The sequence below is a fragment of the Cyanobium gracile PCC 6307 genome, assembly GCF_000316515.1.
Taxonomy (GTDB): Bacteria; Cyanobacteriota; Cyanobacteriia; order PCC-6307; family Cyanobiaceae; genus Cyanobium; species Cyanobium gracile.
Genome location: NC_019675.1, coordinates 1,731,832 through 1,748,080, shown reverse-complemented (window position 1 = coordinate 1,748,080; position 16,249 = coordinate 1,731,832). Strand labels below are relative to the sequence as shown.

Sequence of the window (16,249 nt, the reverse complement as noted above, 5' to 3'; positions counted from 1 at the left end):
ATCCCATGGGCTTGATTGGGCCGTCGCCAAGCGGTAAGGCATCGGGTTTTGGTCCCGACATTCCTAGGTTCGAATCCTAGCGGCCCAGTTTTTTCTCCCTTCTCCACCGGTGCCTGAACGCCCGTTGCTGGTGTTCGATTTCGACGGGGTGCTGGTGGACGGCATGGCCGAGTACTGGTGGTCGGCCCGGCGGGCGGCCCTGGCCCTGGTGGCCGGAGCCGCTGGCGAGCGCGGCGCCGCAAGTGCCCCCCCCGCCGCCTGGCACCTGCCGGAGCAGGCGCCCCCGGGGTTCGCCCTGTTGCGGCCCCTGATCCACAAGGGCTGGGAGATGGTGCTGATGGCCGCCGAGCTGGGTCGGCCCGACGTCGATCTCGCCGCCGCCCTGGCCGATTACGACACCTTCCTCGCGGCGGCCCTGCGGCGCTGGGGCTGGACGACCGACCAGCTGCAGCTGGCGCTCGAGGGGCTGCGGGCCGAGGCCATCGCCACCGATCTCGACGCCTGGCTGGCGCTGCACCGCTTCTACCCCGGCGTCGAGGCTCGCCTGCGGCGCCTGGCGGCGGAGGGGGCCGACTGGGCCGTGCTCACCACCAAGGGCGGGGCCTTCGCTGCCCGCCTGCTGGCCGCCGCCGGCCTCACGCCCCTGGCCCTGTACGGCCACGAACAGGGCAGCAAGCCGTCGGTGCTGGCGCAGCTGGTGGCCGGGCATGACCCCGAGGAGCGTCCCCTGTGGTTCATCGAGGACCGGCGTCCCACCCTGGAGCTGGTGCGACGGACCCCGGGGCTCGAGGCGGTGCGCTGCTGTCTCGTGTCGTGGGGGTACCTGGGTCCCGGGGACGGGGAGGGGCTGGCCCCCCTCGGCATCCACTGGCTGGAACCCGCCGGCTTCGAGGCCCCCCTGGCGCTCTGGCCATGAACCGCTAGAGTACGCCCGTACTACACGGGATTGATACACCCGACCTCTCCGGGTGGCACTGGTTGTCCAGAGGTCGCAGGATGGCGCCTGGTTCCGGCCCCCTCTCCCACCATCCGTCTGCACGGCTCCAGCCTGCTGCGGCCCGTTCCATCACCCACCTCCACCATGCCTGCCGATTCCAGGGCCACGGCCGCCGCCGCCGCGTCTTCCTCCACCTCCCCGTCCACCTCCTACGTGTCCGCCGCCGCCCCCAGCGGCGATCCCCGGGCCGCCGCGGAGCGCGACAAGGCCCTGGGTCTGGTGCTCACCCAGATCGAGCGCAACTTCGGCAAGGGCTCGATCATGCGCCTGGGGGACGCCTCCCGCATGCGGGTGGAAACGGTCCCCACCGGGGCGCTCACCCTCGATCTGGCCCTCGGGGGCGGCTATCCCAAGGGACGGGTGGTGGAGGTCTACGGACCGGAGAGCTCCGGCAAGACCACCCTCACCCTCCATGCCATCGCCGAGGTGCAGAAGCGCGGCGGCGTGGCGGCCTTCGTGGATGCGGAGCATGCTCTCGATCCGGTTTATGCCGCCGCCCTCGGGGTCGACATCGAGAACCTTCTGGTCTCCCAGCCGGATACTGGCGAGATGGCTCTGGAGATCGTCGACCAGCTGGTGCGCTCGGCCGCCGTCGACATCGTCGTCGTCGACTCGGTGGCGGCCCTCACGCCCCGGGCCGAGATCGAGGGGGAGATGGGTGACCTGGCGGTGGGCAGCCAGGCCCGCCTGATGAGCCAGGCCATGCGCAAGATCACCGGCAACATCGGCAAGTCCGGCTGCACGGTGATCTTCCTCAACCAGCTGCGCCAGAAGATCGGCGTCACCTACGGCAACCCGGAAACCACCACCGGTGGCAACGCCCTCAAGTTCTATGCCTCGGTTCGCCTCGACATCCGTCGCATCCAGACCCTCAAGCGCGGCACCGAGGAGTACGGCATCCGGGCCAAGGTGAAGGTGGCCAAGAACAAGGTGGCGCCCCCCTTCCGCATCGCCGAGTTCGACATCCTGTTCGGCCGCGGCATCAGCACCCTGGGCTGCCTGCTCGATCTGGCCGAGGAAACGGGCGTGGTCTCCCGCAAGGGCGCCTGGTACAGCTACGAGGGCGACAACATCGGCCAAGGCCGCGACAACACGATCGCCTGGCTGGAGCAGAACCCCGGGCCGAAGGAGGTGATCGAGACGCTCACCCGTCAGAAGCTCACCGAGGGTTCCGAGGTCACCGCCAACTCGATGAAGCCCCTGGCGGCGGCGGCCAAGCTGGCGGCGGCCAAACCCGGTGCCGGTGCCGGTGCCGAGGCCGCCGAGCCGGAGGAGCTGCCCGCCGCCGGCTGATCCCGGTAGCACCTGAGCCAGGCCACCGGTTTCACCAGGGCGCCTGGTTCAGGGCTGGCTCGGTAGCGCCGATCCAGGGGCCCTGGTGCTGGACGTGACCGGCTCGGCCGTGGGTTGCAGCACCAGCACCACCCGCTGCAGTTCCTGGATGGCGTCGGCGCCTTCGAGCTTCACCAGCTCCTGGCCGTGGCGGGACTCCACCCAGCTGATGCCGAAATCGGACACCAGCAGCCGCACCATGTGGTTGTCGCCCAGATCAGCGACGAAGGAGGCGCCATGGCCGTCGCGGCCGTCGCCGCAGGTGTAGCAGGTGGCCACATGGCCCTGTTTCCGCAGGGACACTGCCAGGGCCTGGAGGCTCAGGATCAGATCCTCAACGGCCGAGCGGTACTGCTCGGCCAGCCGGAGAAACATGGGTCGTTCCCATCACGATCCGCAGATCATAAGGATTTCTTCCGATTCTCGCCAGGCGCCGCGGCGCCTGTGGGGAGACCCGCACGCAGCTGCCGCGCTCAGCCGTCGGCCAGGGTCCACCAGCCCGCCGCCGGGCCGATGAAGCGCACGGTCACCCAGAACAGGGCCAGGGCGCCGATGCCGATCCAGGCGCCCTTGGTGGTGATCGCCACGAAGCGGGAGGCCTGGTTGCGGGTCAAGGGCAGCCAGTCGACGATCCGGGGCGAGGTGTCGACGGTTTTGGTTTTGCTGGCGCGCGGCTTGTCGCGGGGCGGCAGACCCTGCTCGGCCCGGCGTTTGGCTTCCCCCATCAGGCGTTCGGTGGCAACTGGCAGCAGGCTAGGAGTCGGGCCGCAACCGGGTCAGGGCCACCCAGGGTTCCAGGGCGGTGAACACCAGCCGCCCCCAGCTGCGGCCCCGCAGGCGCCCATCCAGCACCGCCAGCCGGCCGCCGCTGCGGCGCAGGCCCGCCACGCCCCGCTGCAGCCGGTTGAGGGCCTCGGGCAGCAGCAGTTCCCGGAACCAGTCACGGCCCTGCTGGCGCAGCACCCCGACCCGGGCCGCCGTGAGCGGATCCTCCAGGCTGGCGATCGGCAGCAGGCCCACCACCACCTGGCAGGGGAGGGGCAGGCGCGGCTGGTGCTCCAGCCACCACTCCCAGCTGCAGCACACCACCCCGTTGCTCTCCGGTGCCAGGTTCTGGTGGCACACCCGGCTGCCGAATTCGGCAGCCAGGCTGCTGGCCAGGCCCAGGCACAGGGCCGGATCGTCGATCAGCACCACCGACAGGCCGCTCTGGCCCAGCACCAGCCGCCGCCCCTGCTCCAGAAGGTGTTCGGCGTACTGGGGACTGTTGGGCAGGGGCTGGCGCAGGGGGGCGTAGAGGGGCAGGGGGTCGGACAGGGGCGGATCGGCCAGATCGAGCACCACCGCGGGCTTCAGCCCCAGGGCGGCACCGGAAGCGGGCTGGCCCTCCGCCGCCCGGCCGGTGGCCAGCTCGCCGATCAGCACCGCCCCCCGCCCCACCAGCAGGCCGGCCAGTTCCCCCAGGGGTTCGAGGGGCTGGCGCAGCAGGTTCCACTGCAGCAGGGAGGGATCCACCCGGGCCCAGCTGCTCCAGCCGGCGCCGGCGCTCAGCCAGCGGGGCCAAGGCTCCGGCAGGGGCTCCAGCAGGCGCAGCAGGTGGCGTAGGGGGGCTTCGTCGTCATCGGCCAGGGCCACCAGCCGGTGGGGAGAGCGGGGATGGGCCAGCACCCGGCGGCTGAGCCGTTCGTGCAGGCCCAGCAGGCAGGCTTCGGCGCTGGGCTGGGCGCGGCGCAGCTGATCCCAGTGCCGGGGCTCCAGTTCCACCTCCAGGGCCTGGCGCAGGGCCACCTCCAGCAACTCGGCCTCGGGGATCACCAGCTGCCGATCCCCCAACTCGCCGTTGCGCCAGGCCGAGACCAGCTCCCGGTGGTCGAGCAGCCACAGCCGTGTGCCGGCCGGTGCACCGGGCCCTTCCCAGCAGGCCAGTTCCAGTCCCACGCTGCGCAGGCGCGGCCATTCCACCAGCAGCAACCTCTGGCGCAGGGGCGGGGTCACCACCAGGGCCAGGGGAACGTCACTGAGGGCCAGGGGCACCAGCAGGCTGATCCACCAGCTGGGGGCGGTGCCGGGGGCCAGGCGCACCAGGGTGTGGTCGGCCCGGCGCAGGCTGCGGGCCACCAGGCGGCTGAGGGTGAGGTGATGGGGCCAGCGTTCCACCCCCTCCCGCTGCAGGAGAGCCTTGAGGTGCTGGTGGGCGCGGGCTTCCAACATCGCCGGATCGTAGGAAGCTGGCCCCAGCCGATCCGCAGCGACGATGACACCCCTCTGGCAGCGCGAACCGGTGGGGGTGGTGGGCCTGGGGCTGATCGGCGGCTCCCTGGGGCTCGATCTGCTGGCGGCGGGTGCCCAGGTGCGGGCCCTGGTGCACCGGCCGGCCACAGCCGAGCGGGCCAGGGAGCGGGGGCTGGCCAGTGCCGTAAGCACCGATCCGGCCGTGCTCGACGGCTGCGGACTGGTGCTGCTGGCGCTGCCCCTCGACCGGCTTCTGGAACCGGAGCCCGCCCTGCTGGCGGCACTGCCGCCCGCGGCGGTGGTCACCGACGTGGGCTCGGTGAAGGGGCCGGTGCTGCGCCGCTGGCGTCAGCTGCTGCAGGCGGCTGGCGATGGCCCGGCCCCGTCCCGGTTCGTGGCCTCCCATCCGATGGCGGGCACGGCCCGGGCCGGGGTGGAGGCGGGGGAGCGGGGGCTGTTCCGGGGACGGCCCTGGGTGGCGACCCCGGCGCCGGACACGGACCTGGAGGCGCTGGAGGCGGTGCGGGAGCTGGCGGAGGCCCTCGGGGCGTGCTGGCTGTGCTGCGAGGCCGAGGCCCATGACCGGGCCGTGGCCCTGATCTCCCATCTGCCGGTGCTGGTGGGGGCGGCCCTGCTGCAGGCGGCCGAGGCCGGAGGCGGCGAGGTGGGTGGGGCGCCGGAGGTCGGGGCTCGCCTGGTGCGGGCCCTGGCCTCCAGCGGCTTCGCCGACACGACCAGGGTCGGCGGCGGCAACCCGGAGCTGGGGAGGCTGATGGCCCAGGCCAATCGTGAGGCGCTGCTGGAGGCCCTGGGCCACTACCGGCGCTCCCTGGCCGACCTCGAGGCGATGGTGCGGGCGGAGGACTGGAACGCTCTGGAGCAGTCGCTGGTGATCAGTCAACAGCTGCGGCCCGACTTCCTCTGACCGGGGGATGCCGATAGGCTCCGTGCCACATCGACGCCTCCGGGCCCGGCGATGAAGACCAGGCCATCGCGACCGTCCATGTGCAGCCGCGGCGCCGGCGGTATCCGCAGCCGCCGGATCCGGCCGGGCTCCCCCCCGGGCACCGTGGAGTTCGTGGGCGAGCAGCGCCTGGCCAAGGTCCAGATCGATGTCATTCACTACGACGCCGAGGGGTGGTCAGAGCATCGCGATGCCTCGGTGCATGGCTGCGCGGATGTGGTGGCGGAGGGCAGCATCACCTGGATGAACGTCAGCGGCGTCCATGACGTCGCCCTGGTGGAGCGGCTCGGCGCGCGCTTCGGCCTGCATCCAATGACGCTGGAGGACATCGCCAACACCACCCAGCGCCCCAAGGTGGAGGAGTTTCCGGGGTACATCTTCATGGTGCTGAAGATGATCGCCTTCAACGAAGACAGCCAGACCATTGATATCGAGCATGTCAGCGTGATCCTCGGTGACCACTTCGTGATGTCCTTCCTCGAGGACGATGGCGATGTCTTCGACGGGGTGCGTGACCGGATCCGCTCCTCCGGAGGCCGGATCCGATGGATGAAGGCCGACTACCTCGCCTACTCCCTGCTGGACGCTGTTGTCGACCATTACTTCCTGGCTGTCGAGCGTATGGGCGACATCATTGAAGAGGTGGACGACCGGCTGCTGGAGGATCCCCACCCCGGCGATATCAAGGAGATCCATAGCCTCAAACGATCCATCCTCAGCCTGCGCAAGGCCGTCTGGCCAATCCGGGAGGAGGTGGCCATGATCGTCAAGAGCGAATCGCCCCTGCTGACGGCCGAGAGCCGGGTGTTCTGGCGCGATCTCTACGACCACTGCATCCAGATCATCGATCTGGTCGAGACACACCGCGACATTCTCGGTGGCATGCACGACACCTACCTCTCGACCCTCAGCCATCGGATGAACGAGGTGATGAAGGTGCTGACGATCATCTCCACGATCTTCATCCCCCTCACCTTCATCGCCGGTGTCTATGGGATGAACTTCAAGGAGATGCCCGAGCTGGAGTGGCGCGGCGGCTATTACTCGGTGTGGGCGTTGATGATCGTGATCGGCATCTCCCTGTACCTCTACTTCCGCCGCAAGCAGTGGCTCTGAGGGCCCCGCCCGCCCCTGACGCGGTGATGTAGCCAAAGCCACTGTTTTTGGCTTTTCTTTCTCCCCGCTACGGATCATTGCCGCGCCGGCCTGTTCGTGGGCAGTGGCGGCCCCTGTTTCTACCGTTGTTCTGGATGCGGTGACGACGCGTGAGTTTCCTGAGCGAAGCAATGCAGCTCCTGAAGGACGCCGGCTCGGCAGCCGGCCTGTCCGAAGGGGCCATCAAGTGCCATGCCGGCTGCTACCGGGAGAACCTGTCCCGCTGCAGCGATGCGATGCTGCAGTACGAGCGGGTCTGGCTGCAGCAGCAGCTGCGGGCCCTGCGGGACTGTGAGGGTCATCCGGTGCTGATGGCGCGGGTGGGCGGTGAGGATCGGCTGCGCGGGCTGGTGTCCCAGACCGTGCTGTTCCAGCTGCTGCTGCAGAACGAGTTCGCCCGGCGCGGCCTGACGCCCGAGGAGCCCCGCGGATCGGTGGTGGCGGCCGAGGAGGCCTGGGAGATCACCAGCGTGCAGGTCAAGCGCGAGTGGGGGATCCTGCCCACCTGAAGCGGATCGCCCTGCTGCATCTGGGGCGGATCCACGACGAGACGCCGGCGCTGCGGGCCCGTCTCGCCCGGCGCGGCATCGCCAGCGAGCTGGTGCCCCTGCCCCCGCTGCCGGCCTGTGAGCGGGCTGCGGCCGGGCACCGTGCAGCTGGCGAATCGGACTGGGGCCGCTTCGATCTGGTCACGGTGCGCGACTGCCGCGGCAGCCATCAACACCCCGATTTCCTGCCCCGGATCCGGGCCCTGGCGCAGCAGCTCGGCAGCCTCGGGGTGCCCCTGGCCAACCCCCTGCCGGTGATCGAGGCCGGCCATGCCAAGAACGACTACCTGCCCCGGCTCGCCCGGGAGGGGGTGGCCCTGATCCCCAGCCGCTGGCTGCCGCGGGGCTGGTGCGGATCCCTGGCGGAGCTCCTGGAGGCCGGCGGCTGGCAGGAGGCGGTGCTCAAGCCGGCGATCGGCTCGAAGAGCTGGCACACCTACCGGGTGCATCGGGATGGCGCCCACCTGACGATCACCGCGGCCGATGGCAGTCAGCCGGTGGTGGCCGGGGCGGTCGATGGCTGGCTGGCCGCACTGACCCGGTACGGGGAGGTGTGTCTGCAGCCGTTTCTGCCCGCGGTCTGCCGGGAAGGGGAGTTCAGTGCCGTGATGCTCGGCGGGCGTTTCTCCCATGCGGTGGCCAAGACCGTGGCGGCCGGCGGCTGGATCGCCCATGAACGCTTCGGCGGCGCCAACACCCCCCGGGTGGCCAGTGCGGCGGAGCGGCAGTGGGCGGCGGCGATCGAGGAGCGCCTGCGCCGTCGCTTCGGGGTGCTGCCCTATGCCCGCATCGACGGCATCCGCGATGGGGCGGGGGACCTGCTGCTGCTGGAGTGCGAGCTGGTGATCCCGCGCCTGTTCCTGGCCGAGGGGGAGGCCTTCGACCGTTACGCCGACGTCCTGCTCGGCCCCGCCAGCACCCGCATGGCCTGGTAGCCGTCGAGGGTGGGGGGTTCGCTCTCGGGCAGCTCCTCGGAGCGCAGGGCCACGGCCACGGTGGCGACCCAGGGGCGGGTGCCGGTGTCGGTGGGGAACACCAGCACCACGCTGCCGGCCGAGGGAGTGGTGGCGGGATCCTCCGCCACGATCTCGAGGGCCACCCGGGTGCGGCGGCACTGGAGGGCACGGGCCTCCAGCAGGGCCACGAACTCGTCGGTGGTCCAGCGGGCCTCGGTGCCCTGGCAGGGGAAGCGCTCACTGAGGCCGGCGGCGCTCAGCTCCTCGATGGCGCTGCCGCGGCGCCCATCCCAGACCAGCAGCAGGTTGGCGTCATGGCTGAGGGCGTTGTGCTCCACCCGTTCGCGATCGAGCACCAGACGGCGCTCGAGGCCCTGCTTCTCGGCGGGCATCGAGAGGCACACCTTGAGGGCTTGGGCCACCTCGCAGCTGCGACCTTCGCAGAACCCCCGATGGGCGGTGAGCATGTCGTCAGCAGCGGCCACGATCTCCAGGGCAGGCAGGCTCTGGGTCAGCTCCTGCATCATGGCGTTGAACAGAACACCCCCATCCCCGAAGGGGCCGCGGTCGGGATCGGTGGCCTCCAGCATCTGATCGATGGCGGAGCGCACCAGCTCCCGCCTCCAGGTCAGATACGTCATGGGGATTCACTCCAGGTGCATTTTTTTCAGTGTGTCCCCCGCGCTGAAAAGAAGCCACGAGCTGTTACATTCCCCGCCTTTTGTATCAACAGTAACGGAATCAGGTGTTGAAGTCGTGATCTTGGTGAGTTCCCTTGGCCCGTGGCCCTGACTCAAGGGGTCTGGCGTCGCAACCGGAGCATCGGGGTCTCCCCTTCAAAGCCCTCGTCGTAGGCGGTGTCCTCCAGCTGGCCCTGCCAGCCGGGGGGCAGGGAGGCCAGCAGGGGCTCCACCCAGGGATGGACCCGGGGGCGACGCTCGATCGTGTGGGCCGGGTAGATGCGCACCTCCCGCTGGCTCACCCGCAGCAGTTCGGCCAGGGCGAGACGGTGCCATTCCAGGTCGAAGTCGGGTTGTTCGCTGAGCCCGCCGTCGGCGATCGGTGCGTAGCAGAAGAGCAGGTGGCCGCAGAGCACCAGATCAAAGCTGGCCGCCTCGAAGGGAAGGGAGGGCAGCGCCGCCGCCCGGTAGGCCTCCGGGTGCTTCCGCCGGTCGGTCAGGAACGCCTCCAGGGCCTCCAGCTTGCCCTGCTGGAACCGGCTCAGGTCGAAGTCCGGCCGAAGGGAGGCACTGCGGGCCAGGCGCTCCATGGTGAAGGCGACGTCGTCGCGGCAGCGTTGCTCCAGCTCAGGCAGCGACAGGCCGTAGAGGGGGTCGGCCGCCACGCTCTCCACCCCGGCGGCCCGGGCGAGGGCGGTGAACGAGCCTGGACCGCCCGGGCAGTCGAGCAGCCGCTGGCCGCGCCAGGCCGCCAGTTCGAGGTTGAAGAAGGCCAGGGCGTCGGCCCCGGTGCGTCCGAAGAACACCACCCTCGGCAGATCCATGGCCGGTCCCCATCGCGCTGCAGACGCTAGCCGCCGGAAGGGGTTGGGCCCGCTCAGGGCGCCGGGACGCGGCGCAGGCTCAGGGCGATGGCGCCGTCGGCGCGGCGCAGCTCGAGGGCGTCGCCCTCCAGTCGCAGGCTGACGGCCGTGGGCAGGGCGGCCAGGAACTGCCGCTCCTGCTCCATCACCCCGGCGCCCGGACAGCGCCGGCGGGTCGCCACTGGGGTGCCGATGCGCAGGCGGGTGCCCTCCAGCCGCGCTGGGGCGGTGAAACTGTTGCAGCCCGCCGACCCGGCCAGCTGGCCGCCCTTGAGGACGCGCACCGACAGCGAGGTGCCCAGGATCGGGCTCACCAGGGCCTGGCGGCCGTTGTTGAAGCCCGCCACCCGCCAGCTGCTGCCCACCAGCTGCTGCGCCTGGGGCACCAGCACCAGCAGGGGCCGGCCGTCGGCGGCGAGCAGGCGCAGGCGCCCGCCGTCGAGCCGGAAGCCCCGGCTGTTCCGCAAGGCACTCTGGAAGGACTCCGCCTGCTGCATCACCGCCGGTGCGCAGGCCATCTTGGTGCTCATGCCCCGGGGCGACACCTGCAGGGTCGTTCCCCGCACGGTGACGGGGGCGCCATAGCGGTTGCAGCCGTCGCTGCCCGCCACCCGGCCGTTCTCGAAGCGCAGCGTGAGGCTGGTGCTCCCCACGGGCGGCCGTTCCCCCAGCCGCTCCACCACCCAGGCGGTGTTCTCCAGCCGGGCGGCGGACGTGGTGGAGGCGAGCGCCGTGGCCTGGGGAGCCGCCGACAGGAGCACCAGCGCTGAGAGTCCGGCCAGGACGGCCAGGGGGCGGCGCTGTTCGTTCGCTTGCATCGTGATCATGGGTGGCTCAGGAGCCCAGGCGGGAGGCGAGCCAGGCGCCGATGCCCCCGTGGACGGTGTGGGGCGCCACGTCGCGGTCGACCCACCAGAGCGAGAGCGCCAGCACGTTCAGACCGATGACCAGGGCGTAGATCCGCCAGCCTTCCGGCAGCTTCATGACGTCGCCTTGCGATGGGGCCGACGATAGATCCGCCGGCGCTGGCCAAGCTCCTCAGGCGCCGGGCCGTCGCTGCAGCTGCCGGCCGGCGGCATCGCTGAGCGAGCGGGGCAGCCGCTGGGGGTCGATGGGCCGCAGGGTGCGCAGATCGAAGCTGGTGTCCACCAGCCGGGGCGGGCTGCCGACCAGATCCAGCACCGTGAGGGTCTGGAAGGGGTTGGCGGCCTGGCCCAGCAGCCGGCGGGGGCCGCTGCCCATGGCCCCGAGGTGGAACAGATCCAGCCGCCCCAGGCGGGCGGGGAAATAGGCGTGCTGATGGCCGCTCACGTAGGCCTCCACCCCGTGGCGCTCCAGCAGCTGCTGCAGGGCCGCAGGCTGGGCCAGCACCTCCCCCGGCCGGTCGCGGCCCTGGCTCACGGCCCGCAGCGGCAGATGCCCCACCACCAGGCGCCGGCCGGCGGAGCGGGCGGCGGGGCCCGCCAGGACCCGCTCCGCCCAGCGCAGCTGCGCCGCCGGCACCTGGGCGGTGGAGGCGTCCCACACCAGCACGAAGGCCTCCTTCTGGCGGATGGCGTAGTGGAAGGGGAAGTCGCCGCTGTCGACGAACGTCAGGCCGAGGGCGTCGCGTCGCGCCCGCCAGAAACGGGACGCCTCGGCTCGATCGTCCTCGAAGAGGAAGCGACCGCCGGAGCGGGCACCGGAGGCGTCGTGGTTGCCCATCGCCGGGGCGAACGGCAGGCCGGCGCGGCGCAGTGGGCCCAGAACGCTGCGGTCGAAGCCCGCCCACATGGCGGCCAGCCGCTCCCGCCCCAGCCCCGCCTTCTGGCCCGCCACCATGTCGCCGGCACAGATCACCAGATCCGGGTGCAGCGAGGGGATCAGGGCCACGCCGCGGTGCACCTCGGCGATGTAGGTGGTGGAGCCGTAGGCGGCGTTGAGGTCGCTGATCAGCACCAGGCGGGTGCCGCCGCGGGGCGGGGCCACCAGGCCGGCGGCCGCGGCCAGGTCATCGGCCAGGGATCGGTCCGGCCGGATCGCCTGCCAGAGGCCCGCCCCCAGGGCCAGGCCGGAGAGCGTCAGCACCTGGCGGCGCCCCAGGGTCGGCGGCATGGCGGCAACGGGGCGAACCGATGCTCAGGATGGCCCCTCAGCGGGCCAGGCGCCGGCAGCCGTCGCCGGGGGCCCCGATGGCGCCCGCCCGGCCCGCGCCAGCAGACCGTGGGCGGCCGGCACGTAGTACAGGGCCAGGGCCGTGGCCCCCACCAGGCCGCCGGACACGGCGATCGCCAGCGGCGGCCAGAAACCTGAGGAATCGAGCATCAGGGGCAGGAAGCCGACCACGGTGGTGATCGTGGTGGCGAGCACATGGCGGGTGGCGTGCTCCACCACCGCGGCGGTGGCGGCCGGATCACCGCTGCGGGCCAGCGGATCGGTGCGGATGGCGGTGAGCACCACGATCGCGTCGTTCACCGCCAGCCCGATCAGCCCGAGGGTGCCGAGGATGGCGGTGAAGCCGAAGGGTGATCCGCTGAGCCTCAGGGCCAGGGCCGCCAGCCCCACCGACAGCAGCGCCACTGAGGCGATCAGGGCAGCCATCCGGAAGGAGCGGAAGGAGAGCACCAGGGTGGCGGTCATCAGGATCGCCAGCACCCCCACCGTGGAGAGCAGGTTGGCGACCGCCTCGCCGCGGGCATCGGCCTCGCCGCCGTAGGTCAGGCTCACCCCGGCCGGCAGCTGCCAGCCCTGCCGCTCCAGCTGGCGGCGCAAGTCCTGCAGCACCGATTCCGGCAGCGCCCCGGCCGCCAGGAAGGCCTGCACGGTGTTGATGCGCTGGCCGTCGCGCCGTTCGATCGCGGCCAGCTCCGGCTCGAGCCGCAGCCCGGCCAGGGCCCCCAGGGGAATCGGTGCAGCGCTGCCGGGTGCCACCAGATCCAGCGAGGCCACCTGCGCCAGATCGCTGCGCTGGGCTTCGGCCACCCGCACCCGCACCGGCACCGTGGTGACCCCCTCCAGGATCGAGCCGCCGACGCTGCCCTCCAGGCCCCCCTGGAGCTGGCGGGCGATGGCGCGGTTGTCGAGGCCGCTGCGCCGGGCCTGCTCCTCGTCCACCGCCAGGGCCAGACGGGGCACCGCCTCGCTCAGGCTGGCGGCGGTGTGGGTCACGGGCTCGAGCTGGGCCAGGTGGCGGCGCAGCTCGTCGCCGGTGCGGCGCAGCTGCTCCAGATCGGCCCCCTCCAGCCGAAGCTCGATCGGTGCCTCGAAGGGGGGCCCCTGCTCCAGCTGCTTCACCAGGATCTGGGCCTCGGGGAACTCCCCATCCAGCGCCTGCTGGAGGGAGCGGATCGTCGTCCGCAGCCCGTCGGCCCCCCGCAGCTGCACCAGGCCCTGGGCGTAGTGGGGGGCGTTCTCCTCGGAGGCGATCACGTTGTAGAAGAAGGCCGGCGCGCTCTCGCCGAGAAACCAGTGCACGTCGTCGACGTGGGGGTCCTGACGGATCCGCTGCCGCACCGCCATCGCCAGGGTCTCGGTGCGCCCCAGGGCGCTCTGCTGGGGCAGCCGCAGCTCGATCTGGAACTGGTCGCGGTTGGTGGGCGGGAAGAACTGCTGCTCGAGGCTGCCGAATGCCAGAAACCCCAGCAGCGGCAGCACAAGGCAGAGGGCTACCCCCCGCCCGGGACGGCGCAGGGTCTGGAGCAGGGAGCGGCGGTAGGGGCGGTCGAGGACGGCTGGGGTGATCCCCTGCTCCCACCAGCGCACGCCGGGCCCCAGGGGCTGCCAGGGCTGCAGCCGGGCGGAGAGGGCCGGGATCACGGTGAGGGAAAGGAACAGGGAGCTGGCCAGGGCCAGGATCACGGTGAGGCCGATGGTGCCGATGAATTCCCCGGTGGCCCCCGGCGAGGTGGCGATGGGCACGAAGGCCAGCACGGTGGTGAGGGTGGAGGCCAGCAACGGCACCAGCAGGTACTGCACCGAGCGGCGCACCGCGTGCCCGGCGCTGTCGCCGGAGCGCAGCCGCTGCTGCACCTCGTCGACCACGACGATCGCGTTGTCGATCAGCAGCCCGAGGGCGATCACCAGGCCGGTGGCCGACATCTGGTGCAGGGGCACCTCCAGCACCCGCATCCAGCCGAACACCATCAGGGCCGACAGGGGCAGGGCCGCCCCCACCACCAGGGCGTCCCGGCCGCCGAGCATCAGCACCGACACGGCCACCACCAGCAGCGAGCCGGTGACCAGGTTGCCGATCACGCCATCGAGACGCTCCTGGACATAGCGGCTCTGGTCGAGCACGGTGTGCAGCCCCAGGCCCTCGGGCAGGGTGGCGCGCACCGCCTCGAGCTGGGCGCGGGCCTGGCGGGCCCAGAGGTCGACCCGGGAGCCGGAGGACACCGTGGCCGACACCACCAGGGCGGGACGCCCCCCCACCAGGGCCAGGCGGGAGGCGGGCTGGCGCACCCCGCGGCTTACGGCGGCCACCTGCCCCAGGCGGGCGCCGGCACCATCGTCGCCAGTGCGCAGCGGGATGGCGCGGATGCGCTCCAGGGAGTCGAGGGCGCCGTCCACCTCCAGCAGCAGCTCGCTGCGGGCGCCCCGCACCTGGCCGGCGGCCTCCTTGGCGTCGCTGGCGGCGATCCGTTCGGAGAGGCCCGCCGGAGTGAGGCCCAGCCGGGCCAGCTCCCGGGCGCCGATCTCCACCCGGATCTCCTCCTCGGGTTCGCCGCTGAGCTCCACCCGGTCGGTGCCGGGGAGGGACCGCAGCCGGCTGGCCAGGTCGTCGGCCAGCCGGGTCAGCAGGCCCAGGTTGGGGGGGGTGTCGAGCTCCCAGGTGAGGCCGACGATCAGGGCGCTGGCGCCGATGTTGCCGTCGCGGAACTCCGGATCCGTGGCCTCCGGCGGCAGGTCGGGGGAGGCGTCATCGATCTTGCTGCGCACCTTGCCCCACACCGGTGCCACCTGGCGGATCGATTCCTTCAGGCTTACGGCGATCACCGAGGTGCCGGTGGAGGAGGTGGAGTCGAGGTGGTCCACCTCCTCCAGCTCCAGCAGGGCCTCCTCGAGGGGCTCGGTGACGAGGGACTCGACTCGCTCCGGGGTGGCCCCGGGCAGGGCGGTGACCACCAGGGCGTTGCGCTGGGTGATCAGGGGGTCCTCCAGCCGCGGCAGGGTGAGCAGGGCCGACAGCCCCCAGACCACCACCAGCAGCAGGGTGAGCAGCTGCAGCTGGCGGTTGCGGTGAAAGATGTCGACCATCAGGGCGCCTCCTGCACCCGCACCCCCGGCACGACCCGGTGGGTGCCGGCGGCGATCACCCGGTCGCCGGGGCGCAGGGTGCCGCGCACGAGGGAGCGGTCGCCTTCGCTGTGCAGCGGCTCCACCAGGCGCCGGACCACCGGGCGGCCCTGCTCCGGCGAGGGGCCGGCTGGGGCCAGCACGTACACCGACCAGAGCCCCCGCTCGGCGGCCACCAGGGCGGTGGTGGGCAGCCAGAAGCCGGCGCCGGTCGCGCTGCGCCGCAGGCTGAGGCGGGCCGTTGCCCCCACCGGCAGATCCTTCACCGGCAGCTTCAGCACCACCGTGGCGGTGCGGCTGGCGGCATCGAGCTCCAGCAGCAGGGCGCTGACGGTGGCCAGCAGCCGCCGATCGCCGACGCGCACGGGATGGCGCTGCCCCGGCCGCAGGTCCCGGGCTCCGTCGGGGGGCACCCCCACCCGAACCTCCAGGGGGGCGGACTCCACCAGTGTGATCAGCGCCTGCCCGCCACTCACCACCACGCCCTCATCGAGCCGCCGCCGGCTCACCGTGCCATCGAAGGGGGCCACCAGCACGCTGCGGGCCAGGTCGACATCGATCTGGCGCAGGCGGGCCTCGGCGTCGTCCACCTGGGCCTCCGCCTGGACAAGGCGGCTGCGCAGGGCGGCGCTGCCGTGGATCTGCTGGTCGAGGTCCTCGCGGGAGATCGCCCCCTGGGCATGGAGCCGCCGGCGGCGGTCGCGCTGCAGCTCGGCCAGGGTGAGCTGCTCACGCACCTCCTCCACGGCGGCCACCGCGACATCCCGCTGGGCCAGCGCCTGCTGGCGCTGGGCCCGCAGCCGGCGACGGTCGAGGTGGGCCAGCGGCTGGCCGGCCACCACCCGGTCCCCCTCCTCCACCAGCACCCGCTCGAGGGTGCCGGGGAGCTCGAAGCCGAGGCTGCTGCTGCGGCCGGCCACCACCTCGCCGGTGTAGTCGCGGCTGGTGAGGTACCGGCTGACGGGCTGGGCCGTCACCACCGCCACCGGCAGGGGGCGGGCGGCGGGGGGGCGGGGACGCCGGGACACCGCCACGAGCGCAAGGCCGACGCTGGCCGCGGCGATCGCGAGGGGCGGACCCCAGGCGGCGGGCCGGCCCCAGCGGATCCGCCGCAAGGCGCTGGGCAGCGCTGGCGGCGTCGCCCGTGGCGTCGCAGTGGCGGAATCCATGGGGGGAAGGCGGCGGCGGGACCCTTCTGCGGCGCAACAGCCGTTGCCAGGCAACAGGCTTGGCTATGCAACAGATTGG

The 16,249-nt window shown here is 72.2% G+C and carries 16 protein-coding genes and 1 tRNA gene; 7 read left to right on the top strand and 10 right to left on the bottom strand.

What is annotated here, in order from left to right:
- The first annotated feature begins 16 nt into the window (after positions 1-16).
- The 3 genes from CYAGR_RS08505 (at position 17) to recA (ending at position 2,290) form a co-directional block, all read left to right on the top strand.
- A tRNA-Gln gene (locus CYAGR_RS08505) sits at positions 17-88 on the top strand.
- A 21-nt stretch (positions 89-109) separates the two neighbouring features.
- Positions 110-916: an HAD family hydrolase gene (locus CYAGR_RS08500; RefSeq protein ID WP_043326884.1), complete on the top strand. Its 807-nt coding sequence runs from the start codon at positions 110-112 to the stop codon at positions 914-916.
- A gap of 165 nt (positions 917-1,081) precedes the next feature.
- Positions 1,082-2,290, top strand: coding sequence for a recombinase RecA (recA, locus tag CYAGR_RS08495; RefSeq protein ID WP_015109394.1), 1,209 nt, complete (start codon positions 1,082-1,084; stop codon positions 2,288-2,290).
- 48 nt (positions 2,291-2,338) lie between these two features.
- Here recA and CYAGR_RS08490 read toward each other — a convergent pair whose 3' ends face one another.
- The 3 genes from CYAGR_RS08490 to CYAGR_RS08480 form a co-directional block, all read right to left on the bottom strand.
- On the bottom strand, positions 2,339-2,704 hold the full coding sequence (locus CYAGR_RS08490) for a DUF1815 family protein (RefSeq protein ID WP_015109393.1): 366 nt from the start codon (positions 2,702-2,704) through the stop codon (positions 2,339-2,341).
- Between the two features lie 98 nt (positions 2,705-2,802).
- Entirely contained in the window at positions 2,803-3,054 is a 252-nt protein-coding gene (locus tag CYAGR_RS08485) for a DUF2839 domain-containing protein (RefSeq protein ID WP_015109392.1), read from the bottom strand.
- A gap of 28 nt (positions 3,055-3,082) precedes the next feature.
- Positions 3,083-4,540, bottom strand: a complete 1,458-nt coding sequence (locus CYAGR_RS08480) for a hypothetical protein (protein WP_015109391.1) — start codon at positions 4,538-4,540, stop codon at positions 3,083-3,085.
- A gap of 43 nt (positions 4,541-4,583) precedes the next feature.
- Between CYAGR_RS08480 and CYAGR_RS08475 the strand changes: the two genes are divergently transcribed.
- From CYAGR_RS08475 to CYAGR_RS08460, 4 genes are all read left to right on the top strand, one after another.
- Complete coding sequence (locus CYAGR_RS08475; RefSeq protein ID WP_015109390.1) at positions 4,584-5,486, top strand: prephenate/arogenate dehydrogenase; 903 nt, start codon at positions 4,584-4,586, stop codon at positions 5,484-5,486.
- 78 nt (positions 5,487-5,564) lie between these two features.
- Complete coding sequence (corA, locus tag CYAGR_RS08470) at positions 5,565-6,641, top strand: magnesium/cobalt transporter CorA (protein ID WP_043325621.1); 1,077 nt, start codon at positions 5,565-5,567, stop codon at positions 6,639-6,641.
- A gap of 170 nt (positions 6,642-6,811) precedes the next feature.
- The gene (locus CYAGR_RS08465; protein ID WP_015109388.1) at positions 6,812-7,189 is read left to right on the top strand and encodes a hypothetical protein; all 378 of its coding nucleotides are present in this window, start codon (positions 6,812-6,814) and stop codon (positions 7,187-7,189) included.
- Positions 7,168-8,163, top strand: a complete 996-nt coding sequence (locus CYAGR_RS08460) for an ATP-grasp domain-containing protein (RefSeq protein WP_015109387.1) — start codon at positions 7,168-7,170, stop codon at positions 8,161-8,163. Before CYAGR_RS08465 ends, CYAGR_RS08460 begins: the two co-directional genes overlap by 22 nt.
- Here CYAGR_RS08460 and CYAGR_RS08455 read toward each other — a convergent pair.
- The 7 genes from CYAGR_RS08455 to CYAGR_RS08430 form a co-directional block, all read right to left on the bottom strand.
- Entirely contained in the window at positions 8,115-8,825 is a 711-nt protein-coding gene (locus CYAGR_RS08455) for a hypothetical protein (protein ID WP_015109386.1), read from the bottom strand. The genes CYAGR_RS08460 and CYAGR_RS08455 overlap by 49 nt on opposite strands.
- Positions 8,826-8,977: 152 nt before the next feature.
- The gene (locus CYAGR_RS08450; RefSeq protein WP_015109385.1) at positions 8,978-9,688 is read right to left on the bottom strand and encodes a methylase; all 711 of its coding nucleotides are present in this window, start codon (positions 9,686-9,688) and stop codon (positions 8,978-8,980) included.
- 53 nt (positions 9,689-9,741) lie between these two features.
- Entirely contained in the window at positions 9,742-10,545 is an 804-nt protein-coding gene (locus CYAGR_RS16500) for an META domain-containing protein (protein ID WP_172637168.1), read from the bottom strand.
- A gap of 16 nt (positions 10,546-10,561) precedes the next feature.
- A complete protein-coding gene (locus tag CYAGR_RS18295) occupies positions 10,562-10,711 on the bottom strand; it encodes a hypothetical protein (protein ID WP_015109383.1) in 150 nt (49 codons plus the stop codon).
- A 54-nt stretch (positions 10,712-10,765) separates the two neighbouring features.
- The gene (locus CYAGR_RS08440) at positions 10,766-11,821 is read right to left on the bottom strand and encodes a metallophosphoesterase family protein (protein WP_015109382.1); all 1,056 of its coding nucleotides are present in this window, start codon (positions 11,819-11,821) and stop codon (positions 10,766-10,768) included.
- Between the two features lie 24 nt (positions 11,822-11,845).
- The gene (locus tag CYAGR_RS08435; protein WP_015109381.1) at positions 11,846-14,962 is read right to left on the bottom strand and encodes an efflux RND transporter permease subunit; all 3,117 of its coding nucleotides are present in this window, start codon (positions 14,960-14,962) and stop codon (positions 11,846-11,848) included.
- Positions 14,962-16,170, bottom strand: a complete 1,209-nt coding sequence (locus CYAGR_RS08430) for an efflux RND transporter periplasmic adaptor subunit (protein ID WP_015109380.1) — start codon at positions 16,168-16,170, stop codon at positions 14,962-14,964. The genes CYAGR_RS08435 and CYAGR_RS08430 overlap by 1 nt, the downstream gene beginning before the upstream one ends.
- Positions 16,171-16,249: the final 79 nt, after the last annotated feature.

What these genes read in the sequence shown, in the direction of transcription:
- CYAGR_RS08490 (WP_015109393.1), bottom strand. Translation starts at nt 2,704, where the DNA reads ATGTTTCTCCGGCTGGCCGAGCAGTACCGCTCGGCCGTTGAGGATCTG.
- CYAGR_RS08480 (WP_015109391.1), bottom strand. Translation starts at nt 4,540, where the DNA reads ATGTTGGAAGCCCGCGCCCACCAGCACCTCAAGGCTCTCCTGCAGCGG.
- corA (WP_043325621.1), top strand. Translation starts at nt 5,565, where the DNA reads ATGTGCAGCCGCGGCGCCGGCGGTATCCGCAGCCGCCGGATCCGGCCG.
- CYAGR_RS08435 (WP_015109381.1), bottom strand. Translation starts at nt 14,962, where the DNA reads ATGGTCGACATCTTTCACCGCAACCGCCAGCTGCAGCTGCTCACCCTG.
- CYAGR_RS08450 (WP_015109385.1), bottom strand. Translation starts at nt 9,688, where the DNA reads ATGGATCTGCCGAGGGTGGTGTTCTTCGGACGCACCGGGGCCGACGCC.
- CYAGR_RS08475 (WP_015109390.1), top strand. Translation starts at nt 4,584, where the DNA reads ATGACACCCCTCTGGCAGCGCGAACCGGTGGGGGTGGTGGGCCTGGGG.
- CYAGR_RS16500 (WP_172637168.1), bottom strand. Translation starts at nt 10,545, where the DNA reads ATGCAAGCGAACGAACAGCGCCGCCCCCTGGCCGTCCTGGCCGGACTC.
- recA (WP_015109394.1), top strand. Translation starts at nt 1,082, where the DNA reads ATGCCTGCCGATTCCAGGGCCACGGCCGCCGCCGCCGCGTCTTCCTCC.
- CYAGR_RS08465 (WP_015109388.1), top strand. Translation starts at nt 6,812, where the DNA reads ATGCAGCTCCTGAAGGACGCCGGCTCGGCAGCCGGCCTGTCCGAAGGG.
- CYAGR_RS08485 (WP_015109392.1), bottom strand. Translation starts at nt 3,054, where the DNA reads ATGGGGGAAGCCAAACGCCGGGCCGAGCAGGGTCTGCCGCCCCGCGAC.
- CYAGR_RS08440 (WP_015109382.1), bottom strand. Translation starts at nt 11,821, where the DNA reads ATGCCGCCGACCCTGGGGCGCCGCCAGGTGCTGACGCTCTCCGGCCTG.
- CYAGR_RS18295 (WP_015109383.1), bottom strand. Translation starts at nt 10,711, where the DNA reads ATGAAGCTGCCGGAAGGCTGGCGGATCTACGCCCTGGTCATCGGTCTG.
- CYAGR_RS08430 (WP_015109380.1), bottom strand. Translation starts at nt 16,170, where the DNA reads ATGGATTCCGCCACTGCGACGCCACGGGCGACGCCGCCAGCGCTGCCC.
- CYAGR_RS08455 (WP_015109386.1), bottom strand. Translation starts at nt 8,825, where the DNA reads ATGACGTATCTGACCTGGAGGCGGGAGCTGGTGCGCTCCGCCATCGAT.